27 protein-coding genes are annotated in these 23,714 nt (G+C 68.3%); 19 read left to right on the forward strand and 8 right to left on the reverse strand.

All coding sequences use genetic code 11. The features are described 5' to 3' along the window. The first annotated feature begins 2 nt into the window (after nt 1-2). From mbtG to ACJEIK_RS08800, 3 genes are all read left to right on the forward strand, one after another. A complete protein-coding gene (mbtG, locus tag ACJEIK_RS08790; protein WP_409431348.1) occupies nt 3-1,295 on the forward strand; it encodes an NADPH-dependent L-lysine N(6)-monooxygenase MbtG in 1,293 nt (430 codons plus the stop codon). Next, a complete protein-coding gene (locus tag ACJEIK_RS08795; RefSeq protein WP_061009702.1) occupies nt 1,273-1,485 on the forward strand; it encodes an MbtH family protein in 213 nt (70 codons plus the stop codon). Before mbtG ends, ACJEIK_RS08795 begins: the two co-directional genes overlap by 23 nt. A 138-nt stretch (nt 1,486-1,623) precedes the next feature. After that, complete coding sequence (locus ACJEIK_RS08800; protein ID WP_133427267.1) at nt 1,624-1,959, forward strand: hypothetical protein; 336 nt, start codon at nt 1,624-1,626, stop codon at nt 1,957-1,959. 7 nt (nt 1,960-1,966) lie between these two features. On the opposite strand, the gene ACJEIK_RS08805 is transcribed toward ACJEIK_RS08800, so the two are convergent. Then, nucleotides 1,967-2,296 (reverse strand): type II toxin-antitoxin system VapB family antitoxin, encoded by a 330-nt coding sequence (locus tag ACJEIK_RS08805; RefSeq protein ID WP_064860908.1) that lies wholly within the window; start codon nt 2,294-2,296, stop codon nt 1,967-1,969. Between the two features lie 190 nt (nt 2,297-2,486). Between ACJEIK_RS08805 and hrcA the strand changes: the two genes are divergently transcribed. From hrcA to ACJEIK_RS08820, 3 genes are read left to right on the forward strand one after another with little or no spacing between them, the layout of a single operon-like run. Beyond that, entirely contained in the window at nt 2,487-3,518 is a 1,032-nt protein-coding gene (gene hrcA, locus ACJEIK_RS08810; RefSeq protein ID WP_061009708.1) for a heat-inducible transcriptional repressor HrcA, read from the forward strand. Nucleotides 3,519-3,559: 41 nt separating this feature from the next. Then, nucleotides 3,560-4,711 carry a molecular chaperone DnaJ gene (dnaJ, locus tag ACJEIK_RS08815; protein WP_138248453.1) on the forward strand — a complete coding sequence of 384 codons (1,152 nt, stop codon included), beginning with the start codon at nt 3,560-3,562 and terminating at the stop codon, nt 4,709-4,711. A gap of 15 nt (nt 4,712-4,726) precedes the next feature. Then, nucleotides 4,727-5,464, forward strand: coding sequence for a 16S rRNA (uracil(1498)-N(3))-methyltransferase (locus ACJEIK_RS08820; protein ID WP_409431349.1), 738 nt, complete (start codon nt 4,727-4,729; stop codon nt 5,462-5,464). Nucleotides 5,465-5,522: 58 nt separating this feature from the next. Here ACJEIK_RS08820 and ACJEIK_RS08825 read toward each other — a convergent pair whose 3' ends face one another. Genes ACJEIK_RS08825 through ACJEIK_RS08835 form a run of 3 tightly spaced genes read right to left on the reverse strand, consistent with a single transcriptional unit; the run spans nt 5,523 to nt 8,105 of the window. Continuing rightward, complete coding sequence (locus ACJEIK_RS08825) at nt 5,523-6,104, reverse strand: hypothetical protein (protein WP_409431350.1); 582 nt, start codon at nt 6,102-6,104, stop codon at nt 5,523-5,525. Between the two features lie 3 nt (nt 6,105-6,107). Beyond that, nucleotides 6,108-6,422: an ESX-1 secretion-associated protein gene (locus ACJEIK_RS08830; RefSeq protein WP_409431351.1), complete on the reverse strand. Its 315-nt coding sequence runs from the start codon at nt 6,420-6,422 to the stop codon at nt 6,108-6,110. Nucleotides 6,423-6,443: 21 nt separating this feature from the next. Next, nucleotides 6,444-8,105, reverse strand: a complete 1,662-nt coding sequence (locus ACJEIK_RS08835) for an EspA/EspE family type VII secretion system effector (protein WP_409431352.1) — start codon at nt 8,103-8,105, stop codon at nt 6,444-6,446. A gap of 275 nt (nt 8,106-8,380) precedes the next feature. On the opposite strand from ACJEIK_RS08835, the gene ACJEIK_RS08840 reads away from it, so the two are divergent. From ACJEIK_RS08840 to era, 5 genes are all read left to right on the forward strand, one after another. After that, on the forward strand, nt 8,381-8,596 hold the full coding sequence (locus ACJEIK_RS08840) for a hypothetical protein (RefSeq protein ID WP_061009718.1): 216 nt from the start codon (nt 8,381-8,383) through the stop codon (nt 8,594-8,596). Nucleotides 8,597-8,746: 150 nt separating this feature from the next. Further along, nucleotides 8,747-9,808 carry a PhoH family protein gene (locus tag ACJEIK_RS08845; protein WP_409431353.1) on the forward strand — a complete coding sequence of 354 codons (1,062 nt, stop codon included), beginning with the start codon at nt 8,747-8,749 and terminating at the stop codon, nt 9,806-9,808. A gap of 4 nt (nt 9,809-9,812) precedes the next feature. Beyond that, the gene (gene ybeY, locus ACJEIK_RS08850) at nt 9,813-10,349 is read left to right on the forward strand and encodes an rRNA maturation RNase YbeY (RefSeq protein WP_061009722.1); all 537 of its coding nucleotides are present in this window, start codon (nt 9,813-9,815) and stop codon (nt 10,347-10,349) included. After that, the gene (locus tag ACJEIK_RS08855) at nt 10,346-11,695 is read left to right on the forward strand and encodes a hemolysin family protein (protein ID WP_409431354.1); all 1,350 of its coding nucleotides are present in this window, start codon (nt 10,346-10,348) and stop codon (nt 11,693-11,695) included. The genes ybeY and ACJEIK_RS08855 overlap by 4 nt, the downstream gene beginning before the upstream one ends. Further along, a complete protein-coding gene (gene era / locus ACJEIK_RS08860; RefSeq protein WP_061009726.1) occupies nt 11,688-12,602 on the forward strand; it encodes a GTPase Era in 915 nt (304 codons plus the stop codon). Before ACJEIK_RS08855 ends, era begins: the two co-directional genes overlap by 8 nt. Nucleotides 12,603-12,752: 150 nt before the next feature. Here era and ACJEIK_RS08865 read toward each other — a convergent pair whose 3' ends face one another. After that, the gene (locus tag ACJEIK_RS08865; protein WP_409431355.1) at nt 12,753-14,189 is read right to left on the reverse strand and encodes an amidase; all 1,437 of its coding nucleotides are present in this window, start codon (nt 14,187-14,189) and stop codon (nt 12,753-12,755) included. A gap of 80 nt (nt 14,190-14,269) precedes the next feature. Here ACJEIK_RS08865 and recO point away from each other — a divergent pair, with 80 nt between their 5' ends. Genes recO through ACJEIK_RS08885 form a run of 4 tightly spaced genes read left to right on the forward strand, consistent with a single transcriptional unit; the run spans nt 14,270 to nt 16,780 of the window. Next, a complete protein-coding gene (gene recO / locus ACJEIK_RS08870; protein ID WP_064860166.1) occupies nt 14,270-15,115 on the forward strand; it encodes a DNA repair protein RecO in 846 nt (281 codons plus the stop codon). Continuing rightward, nucleotides 15,060-15,944, forward strand: coding sequence for a decaprenyl diphosphate synthase (locus ACJEIK_RS08875; RefSeq protein WP_409431356.1), 885 nt, complete (start codon nt 15,060-15,062; stop codon nt 15,942-15,944). Before recO ends, ACJEIK_RS08875 begins: the two co-directional genes overlap by 56 nt. A gap of 25 nt (nt 15,945-15,969) precedes the next feature. Further along, nucleotides 15,970-16,383: a hypothetical protein gene (locus tag ACJEIK_RS08880; RefSeq protein WP_061006771.1), complete on the forward strand. Its 414-nt coding sequence runs from the start codon at nt 15,970-15,972 to the stop codon at nt 16,381-16,383. A 7-nt stretch (nt 16,384-16,390) separates the two neighbouring features. Beyond that, nucleotides 16,391-16,780 (forward strand): NUDIX hydrolase, encoded by a 390-nt coding sequence (locus ACJEIK_RS08885; RefSeq protein WP_061006770.1) that lies wholly within the window; start codon nt 16,391-16,393, stop codon nt 16,778-16,780. On the opposite strand, the gene ACJEIK_RS08890 is transcribed toward ACJEIK_RS08885, so the two are convergent. Both ACJEIK_RS08890 and ACJEIK_RS08895 read right to left on the reverse strand, forming a co-directional pair. Continuing rightward, the gene (locus tag ACJEIK_RS08890) at nt 16,773-17,180 is read right to left on the reverse strand and encodes a Fur family transcriptional regulator (protein ID WP_061006769.1); all 408 of its coding nucleotides are present in this window, start codon (nt 17,178-17,180) and stop codon (nt 16,773-16,775) included. The genes ACJEIK_RS08885 and ACJEIK_RS08890 overlap by 8 nt on opposite strands. After that, entirely contained in the window at nt 17,177-17,533 is a 357-nt protein-coding gene (locus ACJEIK_RS08895) for a metalloregulator ArsR/SmtB family transcription factor (RefSeq protein WP_061006768.1), read from the reverse strand. The genes ACJEIK_RS08890 and ACJEIK_RS08895 overlap by 4 nt, the downstream gene beginning before the upstream one ends. A gap of 150 nt (nt 17,534-17,683) precedes the next feature. On the opposite strand from ACJEIK_RS08895, the gene ACJEIK_RS08900 reads away from it, so the two are divergent. The 4 genes from ACJEIK_RS08900 (at nt 17,684) to ACJEIK_RS08915 (ending at nt 21,736) form a co-directional block, all read left to right on the forward strand. Then, nucleotides 17,684-19,069, forward strand: a complete 1,386-nt coding sequence (locus ACJEIK_RS08900) for a glycine--tRNA ligase (RefSeq protein ID WP_409431357.1) — start codon at nt 17,684-17,686, stop codon at nt 19,067-19,069. 113 nt (nt 19,070-19,182) lie between these two features. Beyond that, nucleotides 19,183-20,394, forward strand: coding sequence for an EspA/EspE family type VII secretion system effector (locus tag ACJEIK_RS08905; protein ID WP_409431358.1), 1,212 nt, complete (start codon nt 19,183-19,185; stop codon nt 20,392-20,394). 83 nt (nt 20,395-20,477) lie between these two features. Beyond that, nucleotides 20,478-20,828 carry a hypothetical protein gene (locus ACJEIK_RS08910; RefSeq protein WP_409431359.1) on the forward strand — a complete coding sequence of 117 codons (351 nt, stop codon included), beginning with the start codon at nt 20,478-20,480 and terminating at the stop codon, nt 20,826-20,828. A gap of 68 nt (nt 20,829-20,896) precedes the next feature. Further along, on the forward strand, nt 20,897-21,736 hold the full coding sequence (locus ACJEIK_RS08915; protein ID WP_409431360.1) for an SDR family oxidoreductase: 840 nt from the start codon (nt 20,897-20,899) through the stop codon (nt 21,734-21,736). A gap of 7 nt (nt 21,737-21,743) precedes the next feature. On the opposite strand, the gene ACJEIK_RS08920 is transcribed toward ACJEIK_RS08915, so the two are convergent. After that, on the reverse strand, nt 21,744-23,705 hold the full coding sequence (locus ACJEIK_RS08920; protein WP_409431361.1) for a TPM domain-containing protein: 1,962 nt from the start codon (nt 23,703-23,705) through the stop codon (nt 21,744-21,746). Between the last annotated feature and the right edge of the window lie 9 nt (nt 23,706-23,714).

Here is a 23,714-nt window from a genome sequence, read left to right on the forward strand (position 1 = left end):
GCATGACCGAGACCCGAAATACCTTGGCCGTCATCGGCGCCGGCGCCAAAGCGGTCGCAGTGGCCGCCAAGGCCGCCGAACTGCGGGCCATGGGCGTGGACGCGCCCGATGTCGTCGCGGTGGAACGCCTCGGCGTCGGCGCCAACTGGCAGGCCGCCGGCGGCTGGACCGACGGCCGGCACCGGCTGGGCACCGGACCGGAAAAGGACGTCGGCTTCCCGTACCGGTCGGCGCTCGTGCCGCGCCGCAACGTCGAACTCGACGAACGGATGATGCGGCACAGCTGGCAGTCGTACCTGATCTCGACGGGACAGTTCGCCGAGTGGATCGACCGCGGCCGGCCCGCACCCACGCACCGGCGCTGGAGCCAGTACCTGGCGTGGGTGGCGGAAAGCGTTGCCATGCAGGTGGTCACGGGTGAAGTCACCCAGCTGTCGGTGGACGGCGACCAGTGGGTGCTGCACTGCCGCGATCAGCAGGTGCGCGCCGACGGCGTGATGATCACCGGGCCGGGGCAGGCCGAGCGCTCCATCCTGCCGGGGCATCCGCGGGTGCTGTCGATCGCCCAGTTCTGGCATCGCGTCGCGCAGGACGGGCGCATCAACGCCGAGCGGGTCGCCGTCATCGGTGGTGGCGAAACCGCCGCCACCATGCTCGATGAGCTGTTCTCGCACCGGGTTTCGACCATCACGGTGATCTCCCCGGGCGTCACCCTGTTCACCCGCGGCGAGGGTTATTTCGAGAACACCCTGTTCTCCGACCCGACGGGCTGGGCCGGTCTCAGCGTCTCCGAGCGTCGAGATGCCATGGCGCGCACGGACCGTGGCGTGTTTTCCGCCCGCGTCCAGGACTCGCTGTTGGCCGACGACCGCATCCGGCACCTGCGCGGCCGCGTCGCCCATGCCGTGCCCCGCGAAGACCGAATCCGGTTGACCCTGCAGACCGAGCGCGACTCCGGCTGCCTGGAGACCGTGCACGGCTTCGACCTGGTGATCGACGGCTCCGGCGCCGATTCCATGTGGTTCGCGCCGCTACTGAGCCAGGACGCGCTGGACGTGTTGGAGCTCGGTATCGGTGCGCCGCTGTCGGCCGACTCGCTGCAGCGGGCCATCGGCTACGACCTCGCGGTCAGCGGTGTCACGCCGAAGTTGTTCCTGCCCAGCCTGTCCTGGCTCACACAGGGGCCCGGATTCCCCAACCTCAGCTGCCTCGGTCTGCTCAGCGACCGCGTGCTGGGTGCCGAATATGCCACACCATCCGTGAGGAGAAGCGATGAGCAGCAATCCGTTCGATGACGAGAACGGCGCGTTCTACGTCCTGATCAACGACGAAGAGCAGCACAGCCTGTGGCCGGCGTTCGCCGATGTGCCCGCCGGCTGGCGGGTCGTTTTCGGTGAGAGCACGCGCGCCGACTGCCTGGCGTACGTCGAGGAGACCTGGACCGACATCCGGCCCAAGACGTTGCGGGACACCCTGGCCGGCTGACGCAGTCCGGCGGGCCGGACGTTGGCCCTGCGGCCAGGGTCTTCGCTACTCGAACTCTGTGTGCGTCACCGCAGGGTCAACGGACTCAACAGCCGAGTAGAGTCGCGGGGGCCAGAGCTGACCAGGGGGAGTGCAGCAATGACGTATCCGGATCCGCGGTATCCGCAGCAGCAACCGCCGGCGGGGTCGTATCCGCAGGGTCATCCCGCCCCGCAGGGCTACGGATATCCGCCGGCCGGCTACCCGTACCCCCAGCAGCCCTACGTCCAGCAGCCGTACCCGCAGCCACAGCCGAACACCAACGGCAACTCCGCGGGCTGGCACGCCGCGAGCATCGCGATGGCCACGTTGTTCCGTGGCACCTACCGGCTGGGTGGCGACGCCCGCAGCCGGGTCGTCACGGCGCTGATGTGCGGGGGTATCGGGCTCGTCGCGCTGGTGCTCGTCGTGCTGGCCGGCATGTACCTGCGCTAGCGCGCGGTCATTCGCCGGCGGGCGAAAGCTGCTGCGACAGTGGCACATCCATGTCGTACACCCGGGCATGGAGCACCACCCGGTTCCGCAGCGCGGACCGCACCGCACGATGCAGGCCGTCTTCCAGATAGATGGTGCCCTGCCAGCGCACGGCATGCGGGAACAGATCGCCGTAGAACGTCGAATCCTCGGACAGCAGCCGGTCCAGGGCGAGCACCGTCGTGGTGGTGACGATTTCGTCGAGACGCAGCTGGCGCGGCGGAATCTGGGCCCACTCGCGGTAGCTCAGCCCATGCTCCGGGTAGGGCTTTCCGTCGCGCACCCCTTTGAAAATCATGAGTAGATCACTCCGCAAGCTCCCCGTGCGCCGAGCGGGTCCGCGGTGACAGCGTCGGCATACAGGTGACCCTAGCGGGTCGACTGGAGGTTTGCCGAGGCATCCGGCCATCAAGATCGCCCCGAATGGCGTCTGTCAACCGCCCGAATCCATCGTCACCGTAAAATGGCGGTGAAACCGGAGGTGACGAATGGGTAGTGCCGACGACCGTCGCTTTGAAGTGCTGCGTGCCATCGTTGCGGACTTCGTCTCCACCAAGGAGCCCATCGGCTCCAAGACGCTCGTCGAGCGCCACAACCTCGGCGTTTCGAGCGCCACGGTGCGCAACGACATGGCCGTTCTGGAGGCCGAGGGCTACATCACTCAGCCACACACCAGCTCGGGCCGGGTGCCCACCGAAAAGGGGTACCGCGAGTTCGTCGACCGGATCGACGACGTCAAGCCGCTGTCGTCCAGCGAGCGCCGCGCCATCCTGAGCTTCCTCGAATCCGGTGTCGATCTCGACGACGTGTTGCGCCGCGCGGTACGCCTTCTGGCGCAGCTGACCCGGCAGGTCGCCATCGTGCAGTACCCCACCCTGTCGCGCTCCACGGTGCGCCACCTCGAGGTCGTGGCGCTGACGCCGGCCCGGCTGTTGCTGGTGGTCATCACCGATACCGGACGCGTTGACCAGCGCGTGGTGGAGCTCGGCGACGCCATCGGTGAGCACGAGCTGTCGCAGCTGCGGGAGCGGCTCGGCGCAGCACTGGAAGGCAAGCTGCTGTCGGCCGCGTCGATCGCGGTGGCCGACCTGGCCTCGCAGATGGACGGCCACGGCGGCCTGGGCGACGCGGTGGGCCGCGCGGCGACGGTGCTGGTCGAGACGCTGGTCGAACACCAGGAGGAGCGGCTGTTGCTCGGCGGCACCGCCAACCTGACACGCAACACGGCTGATTTCGGTGGGTCCCTGCGGTCGGTGCTGGAAGCGCTGGAGGAGCAGGTCGTGGTCCTGCGGTTGCTGGCTGCCCAGCAGGAGGCAGGTAAAGTCACGGTACGCATCGGCCACGAAACCGAGGCCGAGCAGATGGCTGGGACATCCGTCGTGAGCACCGCCTACGGCAGTTTGGGCAAGGTTTACGGCGGCATGGGCGTGGTGGGCCCCACCCGGATGGACTATCCGGGCACCATCGCCAACGTCGCGGCTGTCGCCCGGTACATAGGCGAGGTTCTGGGCACCCGGTGAGGGTGCCCAGCAGTTCGAGAGATTAGGCAAGGTTCTTAGGCGTGGCACGCGATTACTACGGCCTGCTCGGCGTGAGCAAGGGCGCCAGCGACTCGGAGATCAAGAAGGCCTACCGCAGGCTGGCCCGGGAGCTGCACCCCGACGTCAATCCCGACGAGGGCGCTCAGCAGCGGTTCGCTGAGATCAGCACCGCCTACGAGGTCCTCAGCGACCCGGAGAAGCGGCGCATCGTCGACCTCGGCGGCGACCCCATGGAGAGCGGCGGAGGCGGCGGCGGAGCCGGGGGCTTCGCCGGCTTCGGGGGACTCGGCGACGTGTTCGAGGCGTTCTTCGGCGGCGGCGCGTCCTCACGCGGTCCGATCGGCCGGGTGCGCCCGGGCTCGGACTCGCTGCTGCGCCTGCGGCTGAACCTCGAGGAGTGCGCGACGGGCGTCACCAAGCAGGTCACCGTCGACACCGCCGTGCTGTGCGACCTGTGCCAGGGCAAGGGCACGCACGGCAATTCCCAGCCCGCCCGCTGTGATACCTGCCACGGCCAGGGTGAGGTCCAGACGGTCCAGCGCTCGCTGCTCGGCAACGTCATGACCTCGCGCCCCTGCCCCGTGTGTGGCGGTGTCGGCGAGGTCATTCCCGACCCCTGTCATCGCTGCGGCGGCGACGGCCGCGTACGCGCACGGCGCGACGTGAGTGTGAAGATTCCGGCAGGCGTCGGTGAGGGCATGCGGGTGCGCCTGGCGGCCCAGGGCGAGGTCGGCCCGGGCGGTGGACCCGCCGGCGACCTGTACGTCGAGGTGCACGAACAGGCGCACGAGCTGTTCCTGCGCGACGGCGACGACCTGCACTGCACCGTCTCGGTCCCGATGGTCGACGCCGCGCTGGGCACCACGGTCACCGTCGAGGCCATCCTCGACGGGCCCACCGAGATCACCATCGCGCCAGGGACCCAGCCTGGTTCGATCACCACCCTGCGCGGCCACGGCATGCCGCACCTGCGGTCCGGGGTCCGCGGCAACCTGCACGCGCACATCGACGTGGTGGTGCCGTCCCGGCTCGACAATCGTGACCTGGAGCTGCTGCGCAAGTTCAAGGAGCAGCGGTCCCGGGACGTCACCGAGGTGCGGTCCACGCAGGCCGTGGCCGGCGGCGGTGGCGGGCTGTTCAGCCGCCTGCGCGAAACCTTCAGCGGCCGTTAGCCTTCGGGGCTTCTGGTGAGCCGGGCGCTGTTCTACGTCGACGCGGTGCCGGCGGTCGGCGGTATCGCCGTCGTCGACGGTGACGAGGGATTCCACGCGGCGACGGTGCGACGCATCCGTCCGGGTGAGGAACTCGACCTGTCCGACGGCGCAGGCACATTGGCGCACTGCGTGATCGAAGACGCCGTGAAGGGCCGGCTGACGGCACGGGTGCTCTCGGTCACCGACGTCCCGGCCGCGGTGCCGACGGTGACGGTGGTGCAGGCCCTGCCCAAATCCGAACGTTCCGAGCTGGCCATCGAATTGGCCACCGAGGCCGGCGCCGACGCGTTCGTGGCATGGCAGTCGGAGCGGTGCGTCGCGCGCTGGGACGGCGCGGCCAAGGTGGAGAAGGGGTTACGACGCTGGAGTGCCGTGGCCCGGTCGGCGGCGCGGCAGTCCCGCCGCCCCTACGTGCCGGCCGTCAGTGGCCCGGTGTCCACTGCAGAGCTGGTCGCGTCGATCGGCGCAGGTGTCACGCTCGTCCTGCACGAATCGGCGGAAGTGGCACTGCGCGATGTGATTTCGGAGTCCACCGAGGCGGTGACGCTCATCGTGGGGCCCGAAGGCGGTATCACCGACGGTGAGGTGGCGGCGTTGGTTGCCGCCGGCGCCGTCGCTGTCCGGCTGGGACCGTCGGTGCTGCGGACGTCGACCGCGGCCGCGGTCGCACTGGGCGCCCTGGGCGTGCTGACGCCGCGCTGGCAGGTCTAGCACTCAGGCCGGCCGACGAACCTCATACTCGCCCAACCATGTTGGGGCATGGACTCGGCTAGCGGTGCTCACCGCGGAGGTATGCCGCCTCTGCCTCGGCCACTGCGTCGTCGGCCTGTCGCGGTGTCGGCAGGTCGGGTGCGTTCATCTCGATGATGGCCTCGACCCGTTCGTCGTCCAGACCTTCGGCCGCGAGGACGCCCTCGATGAGCGCCCGTTGCACCGCGCGCCCCTTCATGTTCGCGAGCTTCGCGGTTGCCAGGATGCTGCGGGAGAGCTCGGTCTCCGTCATCGAGGTGGCCTTGGGAGCCAGCTTGATGCGCTGGATGGATCCGGCGATGGACGCCTCGGCAGTGACGTTCCCGGCGGGATCGGACACGGCGAACACCACCACCCGCGGCGCGTCGTCGTCCGGCGTTTCGTCGGCATCCGAGGCGCCACCGGTTTCCGGCTCCATCGCGTCCGCGTAGGAACCCGCCGTCTCGTCGTCGTACGTCTCGTTATCCGACGTCACCAGGTGGTCGAGACCCGAATCGTCCGGGTCAGCGTCAGAGCCGCTGTCCGTGGCGAAGTAGTCGAGTGCGCCCTCGGGTTCGGCGAGATGGTCGTCGTCGTGATCGTCCCAGGAATGGTCTGACATCGATCAGATCTGCATCTGCTTGCTGAGGTGGGCGCCTTCCTGCGCATCCGTCTGATCGTATTGCGACGCGGCCTTCGTCAGATTGTCGGCGAGGTTGCGCGACTTGTTCATCATCTGCTCGCAGGCGGCCTTGCGCGCGTTGTTGGCGGCGCTCAGTGCCGATTGCGTCGACATGCACAGCGGGCCGTGGGTCGCGAGCACCTTGACCTCGACGTAGGACGTCGTGTCGCCGGCAGCGCTGAAGGTGGCGGCGGCATCGTCTTGTTTGGTGGAGAGCGCCTGCAACTCCGAGGTCTCGACAGTGAGTCTGCTGCTCATGTGGTGCTCCTTTCGGAAGAGCTAGATTTCGGTCGTGATGCGCGGGGGCGCAGTGGGATTCGACGGATCGAGGCTCACGTGCACCGGGCCCTTGGCGGTGTCGGGATCGACGGCCACCTCGACGTGGTGGGCGCCGTCGTCGAACGACACCTGGATGGGCGCGCGTCCCGCCGGGGATTCGGCCCCGGCCGCCGCGCCCGGCGGATCGTCCTGCGCGGGTTGGGTATTGGGATCGGCGGCCGGGCCGTCCGGCTTACCGTCGCCGTCCTTGTCTTCGCCGGGTGCGTTGGGATCCTGGGCGTTCGGATCCTGCTTGCCCTGCTGTGCGGCCTGAGCTGCCTGCGTCGCGGTTTGTGCCGCCTGGCCGGCCAGGCCGGCGAGGGTGCCGAGCAGGCCACCGCCCCCGCTGCCGGAGCCGCCGCCCATCTGCGGCAGCGACGGCATACCGCCCATGCCGGCGCCTGCGCCGGTGCCCGCACCCGATGCTGCTGGGGTCGAGGGCATTTCGGGCATCTCGGGCATCTTCGGCATGCTCGGTGCGCCGCCGCCGGAGCCGGAACCACCGCCGGAACCCGAACCACCGCCGGAGCCCGAACCGCCACCGGAACCGCCGCCGGTGCCCGTCGGGCTGCCGGTACCGGGCGGGTTGCTCGTCGGCGGACCGGACGGCGTGCCCGTTCCCGGCTGCCCCGGCTGATTGGGGTTGCCGGGTGCGTTGGGGTCGGCGTTGCCGAAATCTGGCCCGTCGCCCGGCTTTTTCGCGGGCGGCGGCATGGTGCTCAGCGGGGGAGCGTGCGAGGCGGTCTGATACATGCTCGTCGCCTGGCTCAATTGCGCAGCGTTGCTCGACGATTGGGCCATCATGTTGTTCATCGCCACGGCGGAGGCCGCGGCGGCGACGGCGACGGATGCGGCCTGCAGCGCGAGCGACTCGGGGGCGCCGATGACCGTGGCCTCCAGTGCCAGGCAGACGGGGATCATCGCACCGAGGCAGGTGGCGATGTTGTCCATCTGCTGGCGTCCCGCATCCACCTGCTCGGCTTCGGCGCTGAGGATTTGTACGACCAGATTGTCGGCCTGCAGCAGCTGTTCGGCGCTGCCGATCTGCTCGGCGTTCCGGTTGGAGTAGGCCGTGGAGGCGGTGCCTTTCCACACGGTCGGGTAGGCGCTGCTGAGACCGTCGCCGGCGGCCTGAAAGAGCCCGGCGCCCTCGGAGAACGATTCGCCGGTGTCCGGATCGCCGATGCCGAAACCGAGCCCCGCGAGGTCCAGGGCCCACAAACCACCCTCGATGATGGGTGTCCCCGCGGCCGCGGGCATCAGCATCTTGGCGATGTCGCCGGCGTCGCTGAGCAGGCCGACGGCGCCCATCGGGTCGCCCTCCATCAGCTTCTTGACGTTGTCGGCGATGTCCGAGGCGGTGTCCAGGACGTCGTTGGCCTTGTCGAGGATGTCGTTGATCTTCTCGCCGAGGCTCGGGCTGTCACCGCCGTCGTGGTCACGCCGGTGCGAGTTGCCGTCGTGATCGTCGTGGCGGCGCGGATTGTGGTTGTTGTGGTCGTCGTGGCGCGGCCGCGGGATACGGACGGTGGGCTCGTCATCGTGGCGCGGGTGGCGGCTACTCGGCGAATTATGCGATCCGCCGTGGTGACCGCCGCCGTGAGTACCGCGACCCCTACCCATGCAGAACCCTCCCCGATTCCTCATCGCCCCGGCGGACCCTCGCCGGTGAATTCGAGCCTAACAGCGGCGAACACCCCTCCATTGCGCTAATTCGGAACTCCGTGGGGTGGTCTGAAAGGGCGAACCCTGTGGCCTGGGTTACAGCAATTCCTGCCAGTAAACACTAATTTCCTGCCAGCGGAATTAATCCTTTGACCTGCCTGTTTACATGGATGTCACAGCGGCTCGGGCCGCCAGGGGACAAAGACGGACAGAAGACGCGAAGGGAACACTCCATGAAGAATTTCGGAATTGCAGCAGTTATCGCCGGTGGCCTGGCCGCCGGTGCCATGGGGTTCGCCGTTCCCGCCGTAGCCGCCACCGGGCCGGCCCCGACAGGGGTGCAGGCAACAGTGGTGCCGACGGGAGTTGATCACCTGAACTGGCTGGACGACGTGCACCAGGGCGCCAAGTCGCCCAAGGTCGACACCAACGTCCACCAGAGCCGGTAACCGGCGACCCAACTACTACGCAACCCGCGGGCGGTACCGAAAGGTGCCGCCCGCGGCTTGCGTGACCAGCCAACTCGTTGGGCGTCCCCTCGGCCCGGCGGTAGAATGTGCTCCTCAGCTCGACACCAGAAAGCAGGCATCGAAAACCACGTGACGCCCCGCGATACGAACGCCGCCGCGTCGCGCTCCCCGGAGCTCGACCCGTCGGTTCGAAGCAGCATCACTGTTCCGCCTGATCTTGTCGTGGGCCTGCTCGGCTCGGCCGACGAGAATCTGCGAGCGCTGGAGAACCTCCTGACGGCCGACATCCACGTCCGCGGCAACTCGCTGTCGATATCGGGCTCGCCCGCCGACGTGGCCAAGGCCGAGCGCGTGGTCAGTGAGCTGATCACAATCGCGGCCGGTGGCCAGACGCTGACCCCGGACGTCGTCCGCCGCAGTGTCGGCATGCTCGACGGCGCCGACGCCGAGTCGCCGGCGCAGGTGCTGACGCTCGACATCCTGTCGCGGCGCGGCAAGACGATCCGGCCCAAGACGCTCAACCAGAAGCGCTACGTCGACGCCATCGATGCCCACACGATCGTGTTCGGCATCGGTCCCGCCGGTACCGGCAAGACCTATCTGGCAATGGCCAAGGCCGTCAGCGCATTGCAGACCAAACAGGTCAGCCGGATCATCCTGACGCGTCCCGCCGTCGAGGCGGGGGAGCGGCTCGGCTTCCTGCCGGGCACGCTCAACGAGAAGATCGACCCGTATCTGCGGCCGCTGTACGACGCGCTGCACGACATGATGGACGCCGAGATGATCCCGAAGCTCATGGCAGCCGGAGTGATCGAGGTTGCGCCACTGGCCTTCATGCGGGGTCGGACCCTCAATGATGCGTTCGTCATCCTCGACGAGGCGCAGAACACCACCGCCGAACAGATGAAGATGTTCCTGACCCGCTTGGGTTTCGGTTCGAAGATCGTGGTCACCGGCGACGTCACGCAGATCGACCTGCCGGGCGGCATGCGCTCGGGTCTGCGGTCGGCCATCGAGGTGCTGGACGGTATCGACGACATCCACATCGCCGAGCTCACGAGTGCAGATGTGGTGCGCCACAAGCTGGTTTCGGAGATCGTCGACGCGTACGAAGCGGCGGAAGCCAAAGTGAGCGAGCACGGTCTGGCCAACCGCGCGCACCGTAGAGCCACCGGCCGGACGAGGCGGTGACGCAGTGACGGTCGAGGTTTCCAACGAGTCGGGGGTCGACGTATCCGAAGACGAGCTGATCAGCGTGGCGCGGTTCGTCATCTCCAAGATGGACGTGAACCCCGCCGCTGAACTCTCGATGGTGCTGGTCGACCAGTCGGCCATGGCCGATCTGCACATGCGTTGGATGGACCTGCCGGGCCCCACGGATGTGATGAGCTTCCCGATGGACGAGCTCGAGCCCGGCGGCCGGCCGGATGCGCCCGAGCCGGGGCCCTCGATGCTCGGCGACATCGTGCTGTGTCCCGAGTTCGCCGCGAATCAGGCTGAGGCCGCGGGACATTCGCTGGGCCACGAGCTGGCGCTGCTGACCGTGCACGGTGTCCTGCACCTACTCGGCTACGACCACGCCGAGCCCGACGAAGAAAAAGAGATGTTCGACCTGCAGCGTCAGCTGCTCGAAGAGTGGGTCGCCGACCAGGTGCACGCTTACCACAAGGATCGGCAGACCGAGAAAGACCGCCGGCTGCTGGACAAGTCGCGGTACTTCGACGAACCGTGACCGGGTTGACGCCGTTGATCGGCGCCATAGTGCTCGTCGTGATCGGCGGGCTGTTCGCGGCGATCGATGCCGCCATCAACACCGTCTCCATCGCGCGCGTCGACGAGCTGATCCGGGATGAGCGGCCCGGTGCGGTACGGCTGGCGAAGATCGTCCGGAATCGGCCGCAGTACGTCAACCTCGTTGTGCTGCTGCGGGTTGTGTGCGAGGCGTCGGCGACCGTCATGCTCGTCGACTATCTCGATGAACAGCTGAGCCGGGGCTGGGCACTGGTGTCCGCGGCGGCCATCATGGTCGTTGTCAGCTTCGTCGCCATCGGCGTCGGTCCCCGCACCGTCGGGCGGCAGAACGCCTACTCCATCTCACTGCTGTCGGCGCTCCCGCTGCAGGTGATCGCGGTGCTGCTGACCCCGATCAGCCGGCTGCTGGTGCTCATCGGTAACGCCCTCACCCCGGGCCGGGGTTTCCGCAATGGACCCTTCGCCTCGGAAATCGAGTTGCTCGAGGTCGTCGACCTCGCCCAGCAGCGTGGCGTCGTGGCCGCCGAAGAGCGGCGAATGATCAAGTCCGTCTTCGAACTCGGCGACACCCCCGCCCGCGAGGTCATGGTGCCCCGCACCGAGATGGTGTGGATCGAGAGCGACAAGTCGGCCGGGCAGGCGACCTCGCTCGCGGTGCGCAGCGGACACTCCCGCATCCCGGTGATCGGGGAGAACGTCGACGATGTCGTCGGCGTCGTCTATCTCAAAGACCTTGTGGAGCAGACCTACAACTCCACCAACGGCGGCCGCGAGACCAAGGTGGCCGACGTGATGCGTCCCGCGGTGTTCATGCCGGACTCCAAACCACTCGACGCCCTGCTCAACGAGATGCAGCGCACCCGCAACCACATGGCGCTGCTGGTCGACGAGTACGGCGCGATCGCCGGCCTGGTGTCGATCGAGGACGTGCTGGAGGAGATCGTCGGTGAGATCGCCGACGAATACGACACCGACGAGGTGTTGCCGGTGGAAGAACTGGGCGACAACCGGTTTCGGGTGTCGGCCCGGCTGCCGCTGGAGGATCTCGCCGAACTGTGCGGGTTCGAGGTCGACGGCGATCTGGACGTGGACACCGTCGGCGGGCTCCTGGCGCACGAACTGGGACGCGTGCCGCTGCCGGGCGCCGAGGTCCGGGTGTCGTTCCCGTCGCATCGATCGCAGCACCCGGCAACCCTCCAGCTGCGGGCCGAGGGCGGCCGGGATCACCGCGGCCGGGTCCGGATCGGCACCGTGCTGGTGATCCCGGTCGAGCCGCAACGCACTGAGGCTGCGGACGCCGCAGCAGAAGGAGAACCCGATGAGTGACGAATTCCGTTCCGGCTTCGTCTGTCTGGTCGGCCGGCCGAACACCGGCAAGTCGACGCTGACCAACGCGCTCGTCGGCACCAAGGTCGCGATCACGTCGAATCGGCCGCAGACCACCCGGCACACCATCCGTGGCATCGTGCACCGCGAGGACTTCCAGATCATCCTGGTGGACACGCCCGGCCTGCACCGGCCGCGGACACTGCTCGGCCAGCGCCTCAACGAACTGGTCAAGGACACGTACTCCGAGGTCGACGTCATCTGCCTGTGCATCCCGGCGGACGAGGCCATCGGACCCGGCGACCGCTGGATCTATCAGCAGATCCGTACCGTCGCACCGCGAACCACGCTGCTGGTGGTGGTCACCAAGACCGACAAGGTGCCGCGCGACAAGGTGGCCGCGCAGCTGCTGGCGGTCAGCGAGCTCACCGAGGGCAAGGCCGAGATCGTGCCGGTGTCGGCGGTGGCGGGCGAACAGGTCGACGTCCTGATCGATGTGCTGGCCAGCAAGCTGCCGCCGGGGCCGGCGTTCTACCCCGATGGCGAGCTCACCGACGAACCCGAGGAAGTGCTCATCGCCGAGCTCATCCGCGAAGCTGCGCTGGAAGGCGTGCGCGACGAGCTGCCGCACTCGCTGGCGGTGGTCATCGAGGAGTTCACCGAGCGCGACGGCCGCACCCCGGAGCAGGGCGAGATGTGCGACATCCACGCCATCATCTACGTCGAGCGCGACAGCCAGAAGGGCATCGTCATCGGCAAGGGCGGCTCCCGGTTGCGTGAGGTCGGCACGGCGGCGCGCACGCAGATCGAGAAGCTGCTCGGTACCAAGGTGTATCTGAACCTGCGCGTGAAGATCGCCAAGAATTGGCAGCGCGACCCGAAACAGCTTGGAAAGCTCGGCTTTTAGAATTCCCCCACTCCCGCGAGCGTGCGTGTCTGCAGGCAACACGCGGGGCTTGGTGCGCCGTCCGGGCACGCTCGCGGCCCGCGAGCGCGACGATAGTGCTCGGTTCGCGCGGCGTGTCGCGGGCAAACACGCACGCTCGCGGGAGATGAGCTAGGGCTGGGACCACCAGTCAGTGGGCTGCTTGGTGGCCCAACCGGTGATCGCCTCCAGGCTGGCGGCCAGGGAGATCAGGAGCGGCTCGCTGCCCTCGGGACCCATGAGCTGCACGCCGATGGGCAGCCCGTCGGCGGTGAAGCCGGCCGGGATGTTGATCGACGGCCAGCCGAGCGCGTTCCACGGCCAGCACACCGGGCAGGCCGCGATGATGGCGCGGTCGGTGGCAGTGCTGCCGAGCCGGTCGAAGGCATCGATCAGCGGCGGGGGCTGCGCGGTGGTTGGCGCCAACACCACGTCGTACAGGTTGAAAATCCAGCCGATCCGGCGCTGGAGGGACTTTTCGCGCTGCCGTGCCTGCCGGAGGGCGTGCTCCGACAACAGCCACCCGGTCCGGATGTTGCTGCGGGTACGACGGTCCAGCGCCACGCCGGGGCCGACACGGTGGCGCCACTCGGCCAGTCCCGATGTCGAGCGGGCCAGGAAGTCCACGGACAGTTGCAGTCCGTACTCCGGGTCGTCGGGCCGGACCGTGTGTCCGAGCTCTTCCAGTTGGCCCGCAACGGTGTTCAGCGCGGCCCTGATCTCCGGATGCAGCCGGGCTGGGAAGCCGGTGAACGGGAACTTCGTCGACAACGCGACGCGCAGAGGGCCCGGCGCCCGGCCGACGGCCTCGGCGGCCGCGATGGGTGCCGGTTTGTGGAGGTCACCGTCGACGTTGCCGGACGCCGCGTCGAGCACCAGTGCGGCGTCGGCGACCGTGCGGGCCAGCACCCCGTTGACCGTGATGCCGTTGAACGCCTCGGGCAGCGGCCAGGTGGAGATCCGTCCGCGCTGCGGTTTGATGCCGACCAGATGCGTCCACGCGGCGGGGATGCGGACGCTGCCCGCACCGTCGGATCCGATTGCGGCGGTGACCAATCCGGCCGCGACGGCCGCGGCGCTACCGCCCGACGAGCCGCCCGGGGTGTGCCCGCGCGACCAGGGGTTGCGGGTGTGCCCGAAACCGGGTCCGCTGGTGAACGGCCACTGGCCGAGTTCGCAGGTGTTGGTCTTGCCGACGATCACCGCACCGGCCGCCTTGAGCCGGCGCACCACCTCGGCGTCCGCGGTGGCCGGGGGCACGTCGCCGTCGGTGCCGAACCGGGTGGGCACGCCCGCGACGTCGACGTCGTCCTTGATCGCGATGGGTACCCCCAGGAGCGGAAGGTGTTGTCCGGCAGCGCGTTTGCGATCGGCTTCGGCGGCGTCGGCCAGCGCCTGCTCGGTGAAGATCACCCGGAAGGCGTTCAGCTCGAGTTGACTGGCCGCGATGGCATCCAGCGACTGCCGCACGATCTGCTGGGACGTCACCGCGCCGCTCGCGAGCCGGTACAGCTGCTGGGCCAGAGTCGGGAATCGGGACGGAGCGGATGGTTCGGGAAGGCTGGCCATGTCGATTTCGAGGATAGATTGACGACATCGCCCGGCGCTGCCTAACCCGAGTTGTCGGTGCGCGATGGGACAATCTCCCGATGCGGTTGTACCGGGATCGAGCGGTCGTGCTGCGCCAGCACAAGCTCGGCGAGGCCGACCGGATCGTCACGCTGCTCACCCGCGACCACGGACTGGTCCGCGCGGTGGCCAAGGGCGTGCGGCGGACCCGCAGCAAGTTCGGCTCGCGGCTGGAGCCGTTCGCCCACATCGACGTGCAGCTGCATCCCGGCCGCAACCTCGACATCGTCACCCAGGTGGTGTCGCTCGACGCGTTCGCCGCCGACATCGTCAACGACTACGGCCGCTACACCTGCGGCTGCGCCATCCTGGAGACCGCCGAGCGGCTGGCCGGTGAGGAACGCAACCCGATGCCGGCGCTGCAGCGGCTCACCGTCGGTGCGCTGCGGGCCGTCGCGGACGGCAGCCGGTCCCGTGAGCTGGTGCTCGACGCCTATCTGCTGCGGGCCATGGGGATCGCCGGCTGGGCGCCGGCCATCACCGAGTGCGCGCGCTGCGCCGCACCCGGTCCGCATCGGGCGTTCCATGTCGCGGCGGGCGGCAGCGTGTGCGTGCACTGCCGGCCGTCGGGGTCGGTCACCCCGCCGCAGGGTGTGCTGGATCTGATGGCCGCGCTGCACGACGGTGACTGGGAGTTTGCGAACAGCTCCCCGACGGGCCATCGCAGCCAGGCCAGCGGTCTGGTGGCCGCGCACCTGCAGTGGCATCTGGAGCGCAAGCTGCGGACATTGCCGCTCGTGGAGCGAGCGTATAGACCCGATAGCGCACTCATCGAGCAGCGCGTAACCACGTTCAGGCAGGATATGGCCCATGGCACTCAACCGGGCGCGCAAGACCAGCTATCCGCAGCTGCCTCAGGCGCCTGACGACTATCCGGTTTTCCCGGACGTTTCGACCTGGCCGGTGGTCTTTCCCGAGCTCCCACCGAACTCCAACGGCCGCTTCGCGCGGCCGCCGCAGCATCCGTCCAAGGCCGTGGCGCCGCAGATTCCCGCCGACCAGGTGCCCAACCACGTCGCCGTCGTCATGGACGGCAACGGCCGGTGGGCCACCCAGCGCGGGCTCGGACGTACCGAAGGCCACAAGATGGGTGAGGCGGTGCTGATCGACATCACCTGCGGAGCAATCGAACTCGGCATCAAACACCTGTCGGTGTACGCGTTCTCCACCGAGAACTGGAAGCGCAGCACCGAAGAGGTGCGGTTCCTGATGGGCTTCAACCGCGAGGTGGTGCGCCGCCGCCGGGAGAACCTGAACGCGATGGGCGTCAACATGCGGTGGGTCGGGTCCCGGCCGCGCATGTGGAGCAGCGTCATCAAGGAGTTCGACATCGCCGAGCAGATGACGGTCGGCAACGACGTCATCACCGTCAACTACTGCGTGAACTACGGCGGCCGCACCGAGATCGTCGAAGCTGCGCGTGAGCTCGCCGAGCAGGCGGTCGCGGGCAAGATCAATCCGAGCCGCATCTCCGAGGCGTCGGTGGCCAAGCACCTGCACCGCCCCGACATTCCCGACGTGGACCTGTTCATCCGCACCTCGGGCGAACAGCGCGCCAGCAACTTCATGCTGTGGCAGGCGGCGTACGCCGAGTACGTCTTCCAGGACAAACTCTGGCCGGACTACGACCGCCGCGACCTGTGGGCCGCGTGCGAGGAATACGTCAACCGCAACCGTCGATTTGGCAGAGCCTAATAATGTGCCTGAGTGGGAGGGTCTGATGTCGGACTTGCTGCAGCGGTTGGCAGCCGTGCTCGCCGATTCGGTGACCATTGTCGAAGAGAACGACGGCGCTCTCACCGTCGCGCACGACGGCACGGTGGCGTCACTGCGGGTGGTGAACATCGGTGAGGGCCTCGACCTGGTCTCGCTGACCCAGCCGCTGGCGTGGGATATCAAGCTGGACAACAAGGTTCGTGACCGCGTGGCCGATCACGCGGGTCGCACCATGCTCGGCTCGGTGGTGCTGGTGGAGCGGGCCGGCGATCCACGGTCCAACGGCGCCAAGAAAGTGGGCGACGTGATGCTGCGCTACAACTTCCCGGCCGCCGGACTCACCGATGACGCCTTGTCCACACTGGTCATGCTGGTGCTCTCCACGGGTGTCGACGTGCGGGCCGACCTGACGTCGTGAAGCCGAAGTGACCGTCATCCGGATCGTCGCCGCGGTGGTGACCGACGAGCGCGGGCGGCTGCTGGTGGTCCGTAAGCGCGGGACGACGGCGTTCATGCAGCCCGGCGGCAAGCTCGAACCGGGGGAGACGCCCGTCGATGCGCTGGTCCGTGAGATCCGTGAGGAACTCGGGGTCAGCGTGACCGAGGTGCGGGAGTTGGGTCACCACACCGCGATTGCGGCCAACGAACCCGGGCACACGGTCGACGCCGAGCTGTTTTTCGTGACGCTCGACGGCGTGCCGCAGATCGCGGCCGAGATCGAGGAGATGGCCTGGATCGATCCGCACCATCCCGGCGACATCGAATTGGCGCCGCTGACCCGCGACACCGTGCTGGAGTTCGCCCGGGTCAGTTGACCGGAGCCGAGCCCGTGCAGGCCGCGCACACCCCGAAAATCTCGATGGTGTGACTGACATCGGAAAAGCCATGGGCGGCAGCGGTTTCGGTGGCCCAGGCCTCGACCTCGGTACCGGCCACCTCGACCGTCGCGCCGCACTGCCGGCACACGAGGTGATGGTGATGGTGGGCCTGCGAGCAGCGCCGGTAGAGCGCCTCGCCGCTGTCGTTGCGCAGGCTGTCGACCTGTCCCGCCGCGGCCATCGACTGCAGGGTGCGGTAGACCGTCGTCAGGCCGATGCCCTCGCCGCGGCGGCGCAGTTCGTCGTGCAGCTCCTGCGCGGACCGGAACTCTTCGACATTGGTGAGCAGCGCCGCGATCGCGGTCCGCTGCTTGGTGGAGCGGGTGGGGGCGCTCACGGCCGTTCCTCTTCGACGTGGGCGATGGCGTCGACCACGATGTGCGCGAGGTGATGGTCGACCAGGCGGTACATCACCTCACGGCCGGCGCGTTCACCGGCCACGACCCCGGCTGATTTGAGGATGCGCAGGTGCTGGCTGACCAGCGGCTGCGGAACGCCGAGGGCGTCGACGAGTTCGTGCACGCAGCGCTGCGACTCGCGCAGCTGCATCACGATGGCGATGCGGATGGGTGCGGCGAGGGCGCGCAGCAGGTCGCCGGCGGCGTCGAGCGTCTCCCGCGGCGGGGACGACGGAAACGGCGCACCGCTGTGCTGGTGGTCGAGCTCGTCATGCGTAGTGGTGGGTGGCACCCCGGCAACTCCCGGCTATTGGAAATAGTTTTCATTTAGCTTTCCATGCGCGCATACGCATGTCAAAGGTGGGTGCGACATCGGCCGGTGAACGGGGCCTTTAGGCTGGACGGGTTGCATCCCAGCTGACTCGAGGAGTGCTCGAACATCGTGGCGTCCATCATCGACACCGTTGCCAACCTGGCCAAACGCCGTGGTCTGGTCTTCCAGTCCGGCGAAATCTACGGCGGCACAAAGTCTGCGTGGGATTACGGGCCAATGGGTGTCGAGCTCAAGGAGAACATCAAGCGTCAGTGGTGGAAGTCCGTCGTCACGTCGCGCGACGACGTCGTCGGCCTGGACAGCGCGATCATCCTGCCGCGCCAGGTGTGGGTGGCCTCGGGCCACGTCGCGGTGTTCAACGACCCGCTGGTCGAGTGCCTGAACTGCCACAAGCGGCACCGGCAGGACCACATGCAGGAGGCCTACGCCCTGAAGAAGGGTCTGGACGACCCTGATGCCGTACCGATGGACGAGATCGTCTGCCCGGACTGTGGCACCAAGGGACAGTGGACCGAGCCGCGTGACTTCAACATGATGCTCAAGACCTACCTCGGCCCGATCGAGTCCGAGGAGGGCATGCACTACCTGCGCCCCGAGACCGCGCAGGGCATCTTCGTGAACTTCGCGAACGTGGTGACCACCGCGCGCAAGAAGCCGCCGTTCGGCATCGGCCAGATCGGCAAGAGCTTCCGCAACGAGATCACGCCGGGCAACTTCATCTTCCGCACCCGCGAGTTCGAGCAGATGGAGATGGAGTTCTTCGTCGAGCCGTCGACCGCTCCGGAGTGGCACAAGTACTGGATCGAGACGCGCTTCCAGTGGTACGTCGACCTCGGTATCAACCCCGAGAACCTGCGGCTCTACGAGCACCCGCTGGAGAAGCTGTCGCACTACAGCGCCGGCACCACCGACATCGAGTACAAGTTCGGCTTCGCCGGCAACCCGTGGGGTGAGCTGGAAGGCATCGCCAACCGCACCAACTTCGACCTCAGCACGCACGGCGAGCACTCGGGCGTCGACCTCTCGTTCTACGACCAGGCCACCGACACCCGCTTCGTGCCGTACGTCATCGAGCCGGCGGCCGGCCTGACCCGGTCGCTGATGGCGTTCCTGGTCGACTCGTATCACGAGGACGAGGCCCCCAACGCCAAGGGCGGTGTCGACAAGCGGACCGTGCTCAAGCTCGACCCGCGCCTCGCTCCGGTCAAGGCCGCGGTGCTGCCGCTGTCGCGTAATGCGGACCTGTCACCGAAGGCCCGCGACCTGGCCGCCGAGTTGCGCAAGAACTGGAACGTCGAGTTCGACGACGCCGGAGCCATCGGCCGCCGCTACCGGCGCCAGGACGAGATCGGTACGCCGTACTGCATCACCGTCGACTTCGACTCGCTCGAGGACCACGCCGTGACCATCCGCGAGCGGGACGCCATGACGCAGGAACGCGTGGCCATCGATGCCGTCAGCGACTACCTCGCGGTGCGCCTCAAGGGCTGCTGACGGCCGACTGCCAACCGTTGTATGCGCCACCGGTGAGAAATTGCCGCCGGGGACCCGCCCAGGGCTCGAATAGGCTTGTGAGCCAGGGGTAAGGGACGCCGGAGGGGGCGACAGTGACGGTTCTCGGCGCATTTCTTTCGACGTGGGACGACGCGCGCGCGACGTTCGGGTCCGGTACGCCGGTCGGCGGCGCCGAATTCGACATGAGCGACCAGTTCCACGATTTGCGCAGCACAGTGCTGTCGGCGGCGACCGGCGGGGAGTGGTCGGGCACCGCGGCCGAGGCATACGACGATCGCAATCGCGCGCATGCCGGGACCATCGGCAGGCTCGCCGAACTCGACCGGCGCCTCGGCGTCGAGGTCGACCGGTCGGCCGCCGTGGTGACGGCGGGCCGCCGCGACCTCGACTCCGTCAAGCAATGGGTGGTCGACGCGGCCGCCAGCGTGCCGCCCACCGCCGCGGGCGACCGTGCACTGCTTCCCGTGGTGGTGAAGGGGACGGCCGAGATCGCCGACATCATCAGTCGGTCGAACGCCGATATGGATGCCATCGCGGCGCGCATCCGCGAGATCGGTTCGGGCTATGAGGAAATCGCCGGGCGGGACGGACGCGATCCCGACGATCCGAACGGAAAACCGGATGACCCGCCGGCCGACAAACACCCGGGCGACACCATTCCGGCGCCGCCGCCATGGGCGAAACACGATGGCGGGGCGGGGGATTGGGGCTCGCAGCCGTGGTACGCGCGGGGCGACGACGCCGCCTTCAAGGCGGCCATCGAGGCCGGGCTGCCGGTGATCGGCCTGAAATGGCCCCACGCGGCCGACCTCATGGACCATTACCTGGACAACACCGGGACGCCCTACAAGCTCGACGTGAACTCGATGATGAACGACATCCCGCAGATGCGGGCGCGCGCCGACGCCAAGGTCAACGACGAGGTCAACCGGATCGCTGCGGAGGCTGCGGCGACGGGACAGTACGGCCAACCGGTGGCGTTCCGGACCGGCTGGGACGGCTACTACATGGATGCCGAGGCCAATCCCGACTGGTACCACGCTGTCGGCGGCGTCGACATGTCGGTCGGTGGGGTGGTCACCGTCTACCCGCCGGATACTCCGGGCGGGCCGCCGCGCGTACACGTCGAATCGCAGGTGAACGTGGCGGATCAGTACAACTGGGACGAGGGCAAGGAGACCAAGGTGGGACCGATCACCATCACCGACAAGGACATGGGCGGCCTCCAGACCGCAGGCATGGCAAGGGAATTCGAGATCGCGGGGGCGTCGTCGGTCGCAACGTACGACGGGGTGCCGCGGTGATGCGGTACCTCGGTGTACTGGCCGCCGTCCTGGTGGTGTGTGCATTCTCCGCGTGTTCGACCGAGAAAAGAGGAGGCCAGAAGGTGTCTGCCGAGACGGCCGCGGCGTTCGGCGATGTGACGCTGCCGCAGGGCGCGCAGGTCCTTGCCACCGCCACCGATTCGGGCCGCGACACCCGCTACCGACTCTCCCTGCGGATGACCGACAGCCAGCTTCACAACTTCCTGGCCCAGTTCCCGGGGCAGCCGCGGCCGTCCGAGATTCCGAAGACCATCACGGTGCTTGCCGGGCCGGCGCCGGCCACCGCGCCCAAGCCGCTGTTCCTGCAGGACAAGGTCACCACCAAGGACCACAAGCTGGTCAACCGCGAGATCGTCGTCGACGAACGCGGGCCCGACGAGGTGTACGTCCACCTGTCGCTGTACACCACGTAGCCCGCTGCTGAGCAGTCTCTCAGCACCCGTCGGTGATCCCGTTGCGCTCTCGTATAGCGTGCAGAGGCATGACGCGAGTTGCGGTGATCACCGGCGGTGCCGGTGGGATGGGCCTGGCGACGGCCAAGATCGTCGGGCGGGACCATACGGTGGTGTTGGCCGACGTGCGTCAGGATCGTCTCGACGCCGCGGTGGCGGAATTGGCCGGTCTCGGGATCGCCGCCTTACCGGTCCACACCGATGTCACCGACCGTGTCGCAGTGGACCAATTGTTCGCCACCGCAACAGAGTTCGGCCCGATCGTGTCGGTGATCCACGCGGCCGGCGTCAGTCCGAGCATGGGGCCGGCAGATTACGTGGCACGCACCAATGCGGTCGGCACCGTGAACGTCAACGAGTCCTTCTACCGCGTCGCGGACGCGGGCGCGGCGATCGTCAACGTGGCGTCGATGGCGGCGCATCTGCTGCCCGAGGAGATCATCCCGACGGCCAAGTTCCCGCTGGCACTCACCGACGAGGCGGCGTTCCTGGCCGGGATCGAAGCGGCCTGCGGGTTCGCGCCCGAGGACCTGCGCTCGGGCATGGCCTACGGGGTGAGCAAGAACTTCGTCAAGTGGTACAGCAGTTCGCAGGCCGAACGCTTCAACGCCAAGGGGCTGCGCATCGTGTCGGTGTCACCGGGTTCGGTCGACACCGAGATGGGGCTACTCGAGGCAGACGCGGGCGCCGGCGCGATGGTCATGAACGCCGCCGTGCCGCGCTGGGGCAAAGCCGAGGAGATGGCCGAGCTGTTCGCGTTCTGCGTCAGCGACAAGGCCGGGTACCTCACGGGGACCGACATCCTGAACGACGGTGGGGTGGTGGCGTCGATGCGGGAACGCGCCCGCGCCGCGGCCGCCCAAGGTTAGAGCCGGCCTAGAACCGGCCGCCACCGCCGGAGAACCCGCCGCCGGAGCCGCCGAAACTCGTTGAACTCCAACCACCCCCGTGGCTGCCACCGCCACTGCCGCCGCCGCGGATCATGCCCGACAAGATGCCGCCGATGATGATGCCGCCGATGTCGCCGGCGGTGCTCGTGCCGGTCCCGGCGTAGGCCTGGCGGGCGGCGCGGACGTCGTTGTCGGCCAGGTTCTGGGCCTGGGCGGCCAGGGCGTCTGCGGCGTTGGCCTGTTCGATGGCCGCCGGCAGGTCGGTGGACTGCGCCGCCTGTGCGGCTTCGAGGCGGCGCTGCGCCTCGGCCAGCCGGGTGCGGGCTTCGGAGCCGACGCTGCCGCGGCGGGTGTCGATGAAATCGGAGACGCCGCGCACGCGGGACTGCGCCGCCAGCAGTGCCTGACCGAACGACTGCCGCAGCCGGTTCATTGCGGCGGTTTCTTCGGAGATGGTCGCGAGGAGCTTGTCCAGCTGCGAATCGGCGGCGGTCAGTTGGGTGAATGCGCTCAGCGGATCGGCCGTGCCCGACGCCTGGGCGTTCGAAACCGCTTGCACCGCAGCGGTACGCGCGGCCGTCAGCTCGGGGTAGTGCGTGCCGGGCGGTACCGCTTCCGCGGCCTTGATGCCGTTCTGGATATCGGAGATCGCGGCGGGCAGGGCGCTGATGGCGTGGGCGATATCGGTCGCGGCACTGTCGACCGAATCGAGCAGCCGTTGTGCCTGACCCAACGCCGATTCAGCGGCGCGGATGGCATTGACCAGGGCAGCCTGGCTGTCGCCCGGCTTGCTGACCAACGCGCGCGCGGTGGTGATGTTCTGGTCGGCGAACGTCAGCCGTTCTCTGGCGCCGTCCACGTTGCCGGCCACCGACGCCAGCGCGGATTCCGTGAACTGGCCGTGCAGCCCGTTGAGGGTCTGCTGGGCCGGCTCGATGCGCGCTGTCAGGGCCACCATCTGTTGCGTGAGGGCCTCGAGCCTGCTCGGGGCGTTGATCACCAGGTCGCGAAGCTGATGGAAGGCGGTGCGTCGGTCCTCGAGTTCTCGGTCGGCGCGGGCCGCCGCGAGGACCACCTGGGTCAGCAGTTCCCGGCGCTGTTGCGGCGTCTCGGGCACTGCGTCGTCGAGCCGCTGGCGCACGCTGAACGCTTGCGCCATGGCGGCTTTCGCGTTCTGCACAGCGGTGGTGAACGGCGCGGTGTCGCGCTCGCCGAATTCGCCGACGGCCAGCGCCAGCTCGTTGTCGCTGGTGCGCACGGCGTTGTCGACCTCGACCAGGAGCGACTTGGACAGGTCCTCCAGCGTCTCCGGCGACATCTTCGCCAGGACGGCGGGGTCGGTGGCGTCGGCCTGCTGCGCGGCGTTGAGGTCGGCCTGCCGACGCTGCCGGCGACGCTGCCGGGCCCACCAGATGAGCCCGCCGAGCGCGATACCGATCACGGTCAGCGCAATCACCAGGCCGATCCAGTTGAACGAACTGCCGGACGGCGCACGTGCCCGCAATCCGTCGGCGGCGACGATCGCCGCGTCGGCCCAATTGCCGTCGTGCAGCGCTGGTTCGATCGCGTTCCGGCGCAGCGAATTCACGACCGAGGCATTGGCCGCGGCGGATCCGGCCAGAAACGCGTAGGCGCGATCCTCCGTCGCGACCGCGAGCAGCGCGTCGTTCGACCCCAGGCTGCTGGCGCGCAGAGTGGCTTGTGCCCACGGCTCGGGCTCTTGTCCGAAGGTGTCGACGTACACCACCCACAGCCGCACGTGCCGGTCCGCATACAGCTTGTCGATGGCCTGGGTGACGTGGTTCATGTCCTGGCCGCTGAGAGCATGTGCCGCATCGACGATCTGGCTGGGTAGCCGGAAGGGCGGCCTGCCCGCGGCCGTAGGCGCGAGGAGCAGCCCCACCGACAACACGGCGACGATCAGACTGAGAAGGCGAGCCAGGCGCATGCCGTCAAT

Source organism: Mycobacterium sp. SMC-16, assembly GCF_046250085.1.
GTDB classification, from domain to species: Bacteria; Actinomycetota; Actinomycetes; order Mycobacteriales; family Mycobacteriaceae; genus Mycobacterium; species Mycobacterium phocaicum.

What these genes read in the sequence shown, in the direction of transcription:
- mbtG (WP_409431348.1), top strand. Translation starts at nt 3, where the DNA reads ATGACCGAGACCCGAAATACCTTGGCCGTCATCGGCGCCGGCGCCAAA.
- ACJEIK_RS08795 (WP_061009702.1), top strand. Translation starts at nt 1,273, where the DNA reads ATGAGCAGCAATCCGTTCGATGACGAGAACGGCGCGTTCTACGTCCTG.
- ACJEIK_RS08800 (WP_133427267.1), top strand. Translation starts at nt 1,624, where the DNA reads ATGACGTATCCGGATCCGCGGTATCCGCAGCAGCAACCGCCGGCGGGG.
- ACJEIK_RS08805 (WP_064860908.1), bottom strand. Translation starts at nt 2,296, where the DNA reads ATGATTTTCAAAGGGGTGCGCGACGGAAAGCCCTACCCGGAGCATGGG.
- hrcA (WP_061009708.1), top strand. Translation starts at nt 2,487, where the DNA reads ATGGGTAGTGCCGACGACCGTCGCTTTGAAGTGCTGCGTGCCATCGTT.
- ACJEIK_RS08825 (WP_409431350.1), bottom strand. Translation starts at nt 6,104, where the DNA reads ATGTCAGACCATTCCTGGGACGATCACGACGACGACCATCTCGCCGAA.
- ACJEIK_RS08830 (WP_409431351.1), bottom strand. Translation starts at nt 6,422, where the DNA reads ATGAGCAGCAGACTCACTGTCGAGACCTCGGAGTTGCAGGCGCTCTCC.
- ACJEIK_RS08835 (WP_409431352.1), bottom strand. Translation starts at nt 8,105, where the DNA reads ATGGGTAGGGGTCGCGGTACTCACGGCGGCGGTCACCACGGCGGATCG.
- ACJEIK_RS08840 (WP_061009718.1), top strand. Translation starts at nt 8,381, where the DNA reads ATGAAGAATTTCGGAATTGCAGCAGTTATCGCCGGTGGCCTGGCCGCC.
- era (WP_061009726.1), top strand. Translation starts at nt 11,688, where the DNA reads ATGAGTGACGAATTCCGTTCCGGCTTCGTCTGTCTGGTCGGCCGGCCG.
- ACJEIK_RS08865 (WP_409431355.1), bottom strand. Translation starts at nt 14,189, where the DNA reads ATGGCCAGCCTTCCCGAACCATCCGCTCCGTCCCGATTCCCGACTCTG.
- recO (WP_064860166.1), top strand. Translation starts at nt 14,270, where the DNA reads ATGCGGTTGTACCGGGATCGAGCGGTCGTGCTGCGCCAGCACAAGCTC.
- ACJEIK_RS08875 (WP_409431356.1), top strand. Translation starts at nt 15,060, where the DNA reads ATGGCACTCAACCGGGCGCGCAAGACCAGCTATCCGCAGCTGCCTCAG.
- ACJEIK_RS08880 (WP_061006771.1), top strand. Translation starts at nt 15,970, where the DNA reads ATGTCGGACTTGCTGCAGCGGTTGGCAGCCGTGCTCGCCGATTCGGTG.
- ACJEIK_RS08915 (WP_409431360.1), top strand. Translation starts at nt 20,897, where the DNA reads ATGACGCGAGTTGCGGTGATCACCGGCGGTGCCGGTGGGATGGGCCTG.
- ACJEIK_RS08920 (WP_409431361.1), bottom strand. Translation starts at nt 23,705, where the DNA reads ATGCGCCTGGCTCGCCTTCTCAGTCTGATCGTCGCCGTGTTGTCGGTG.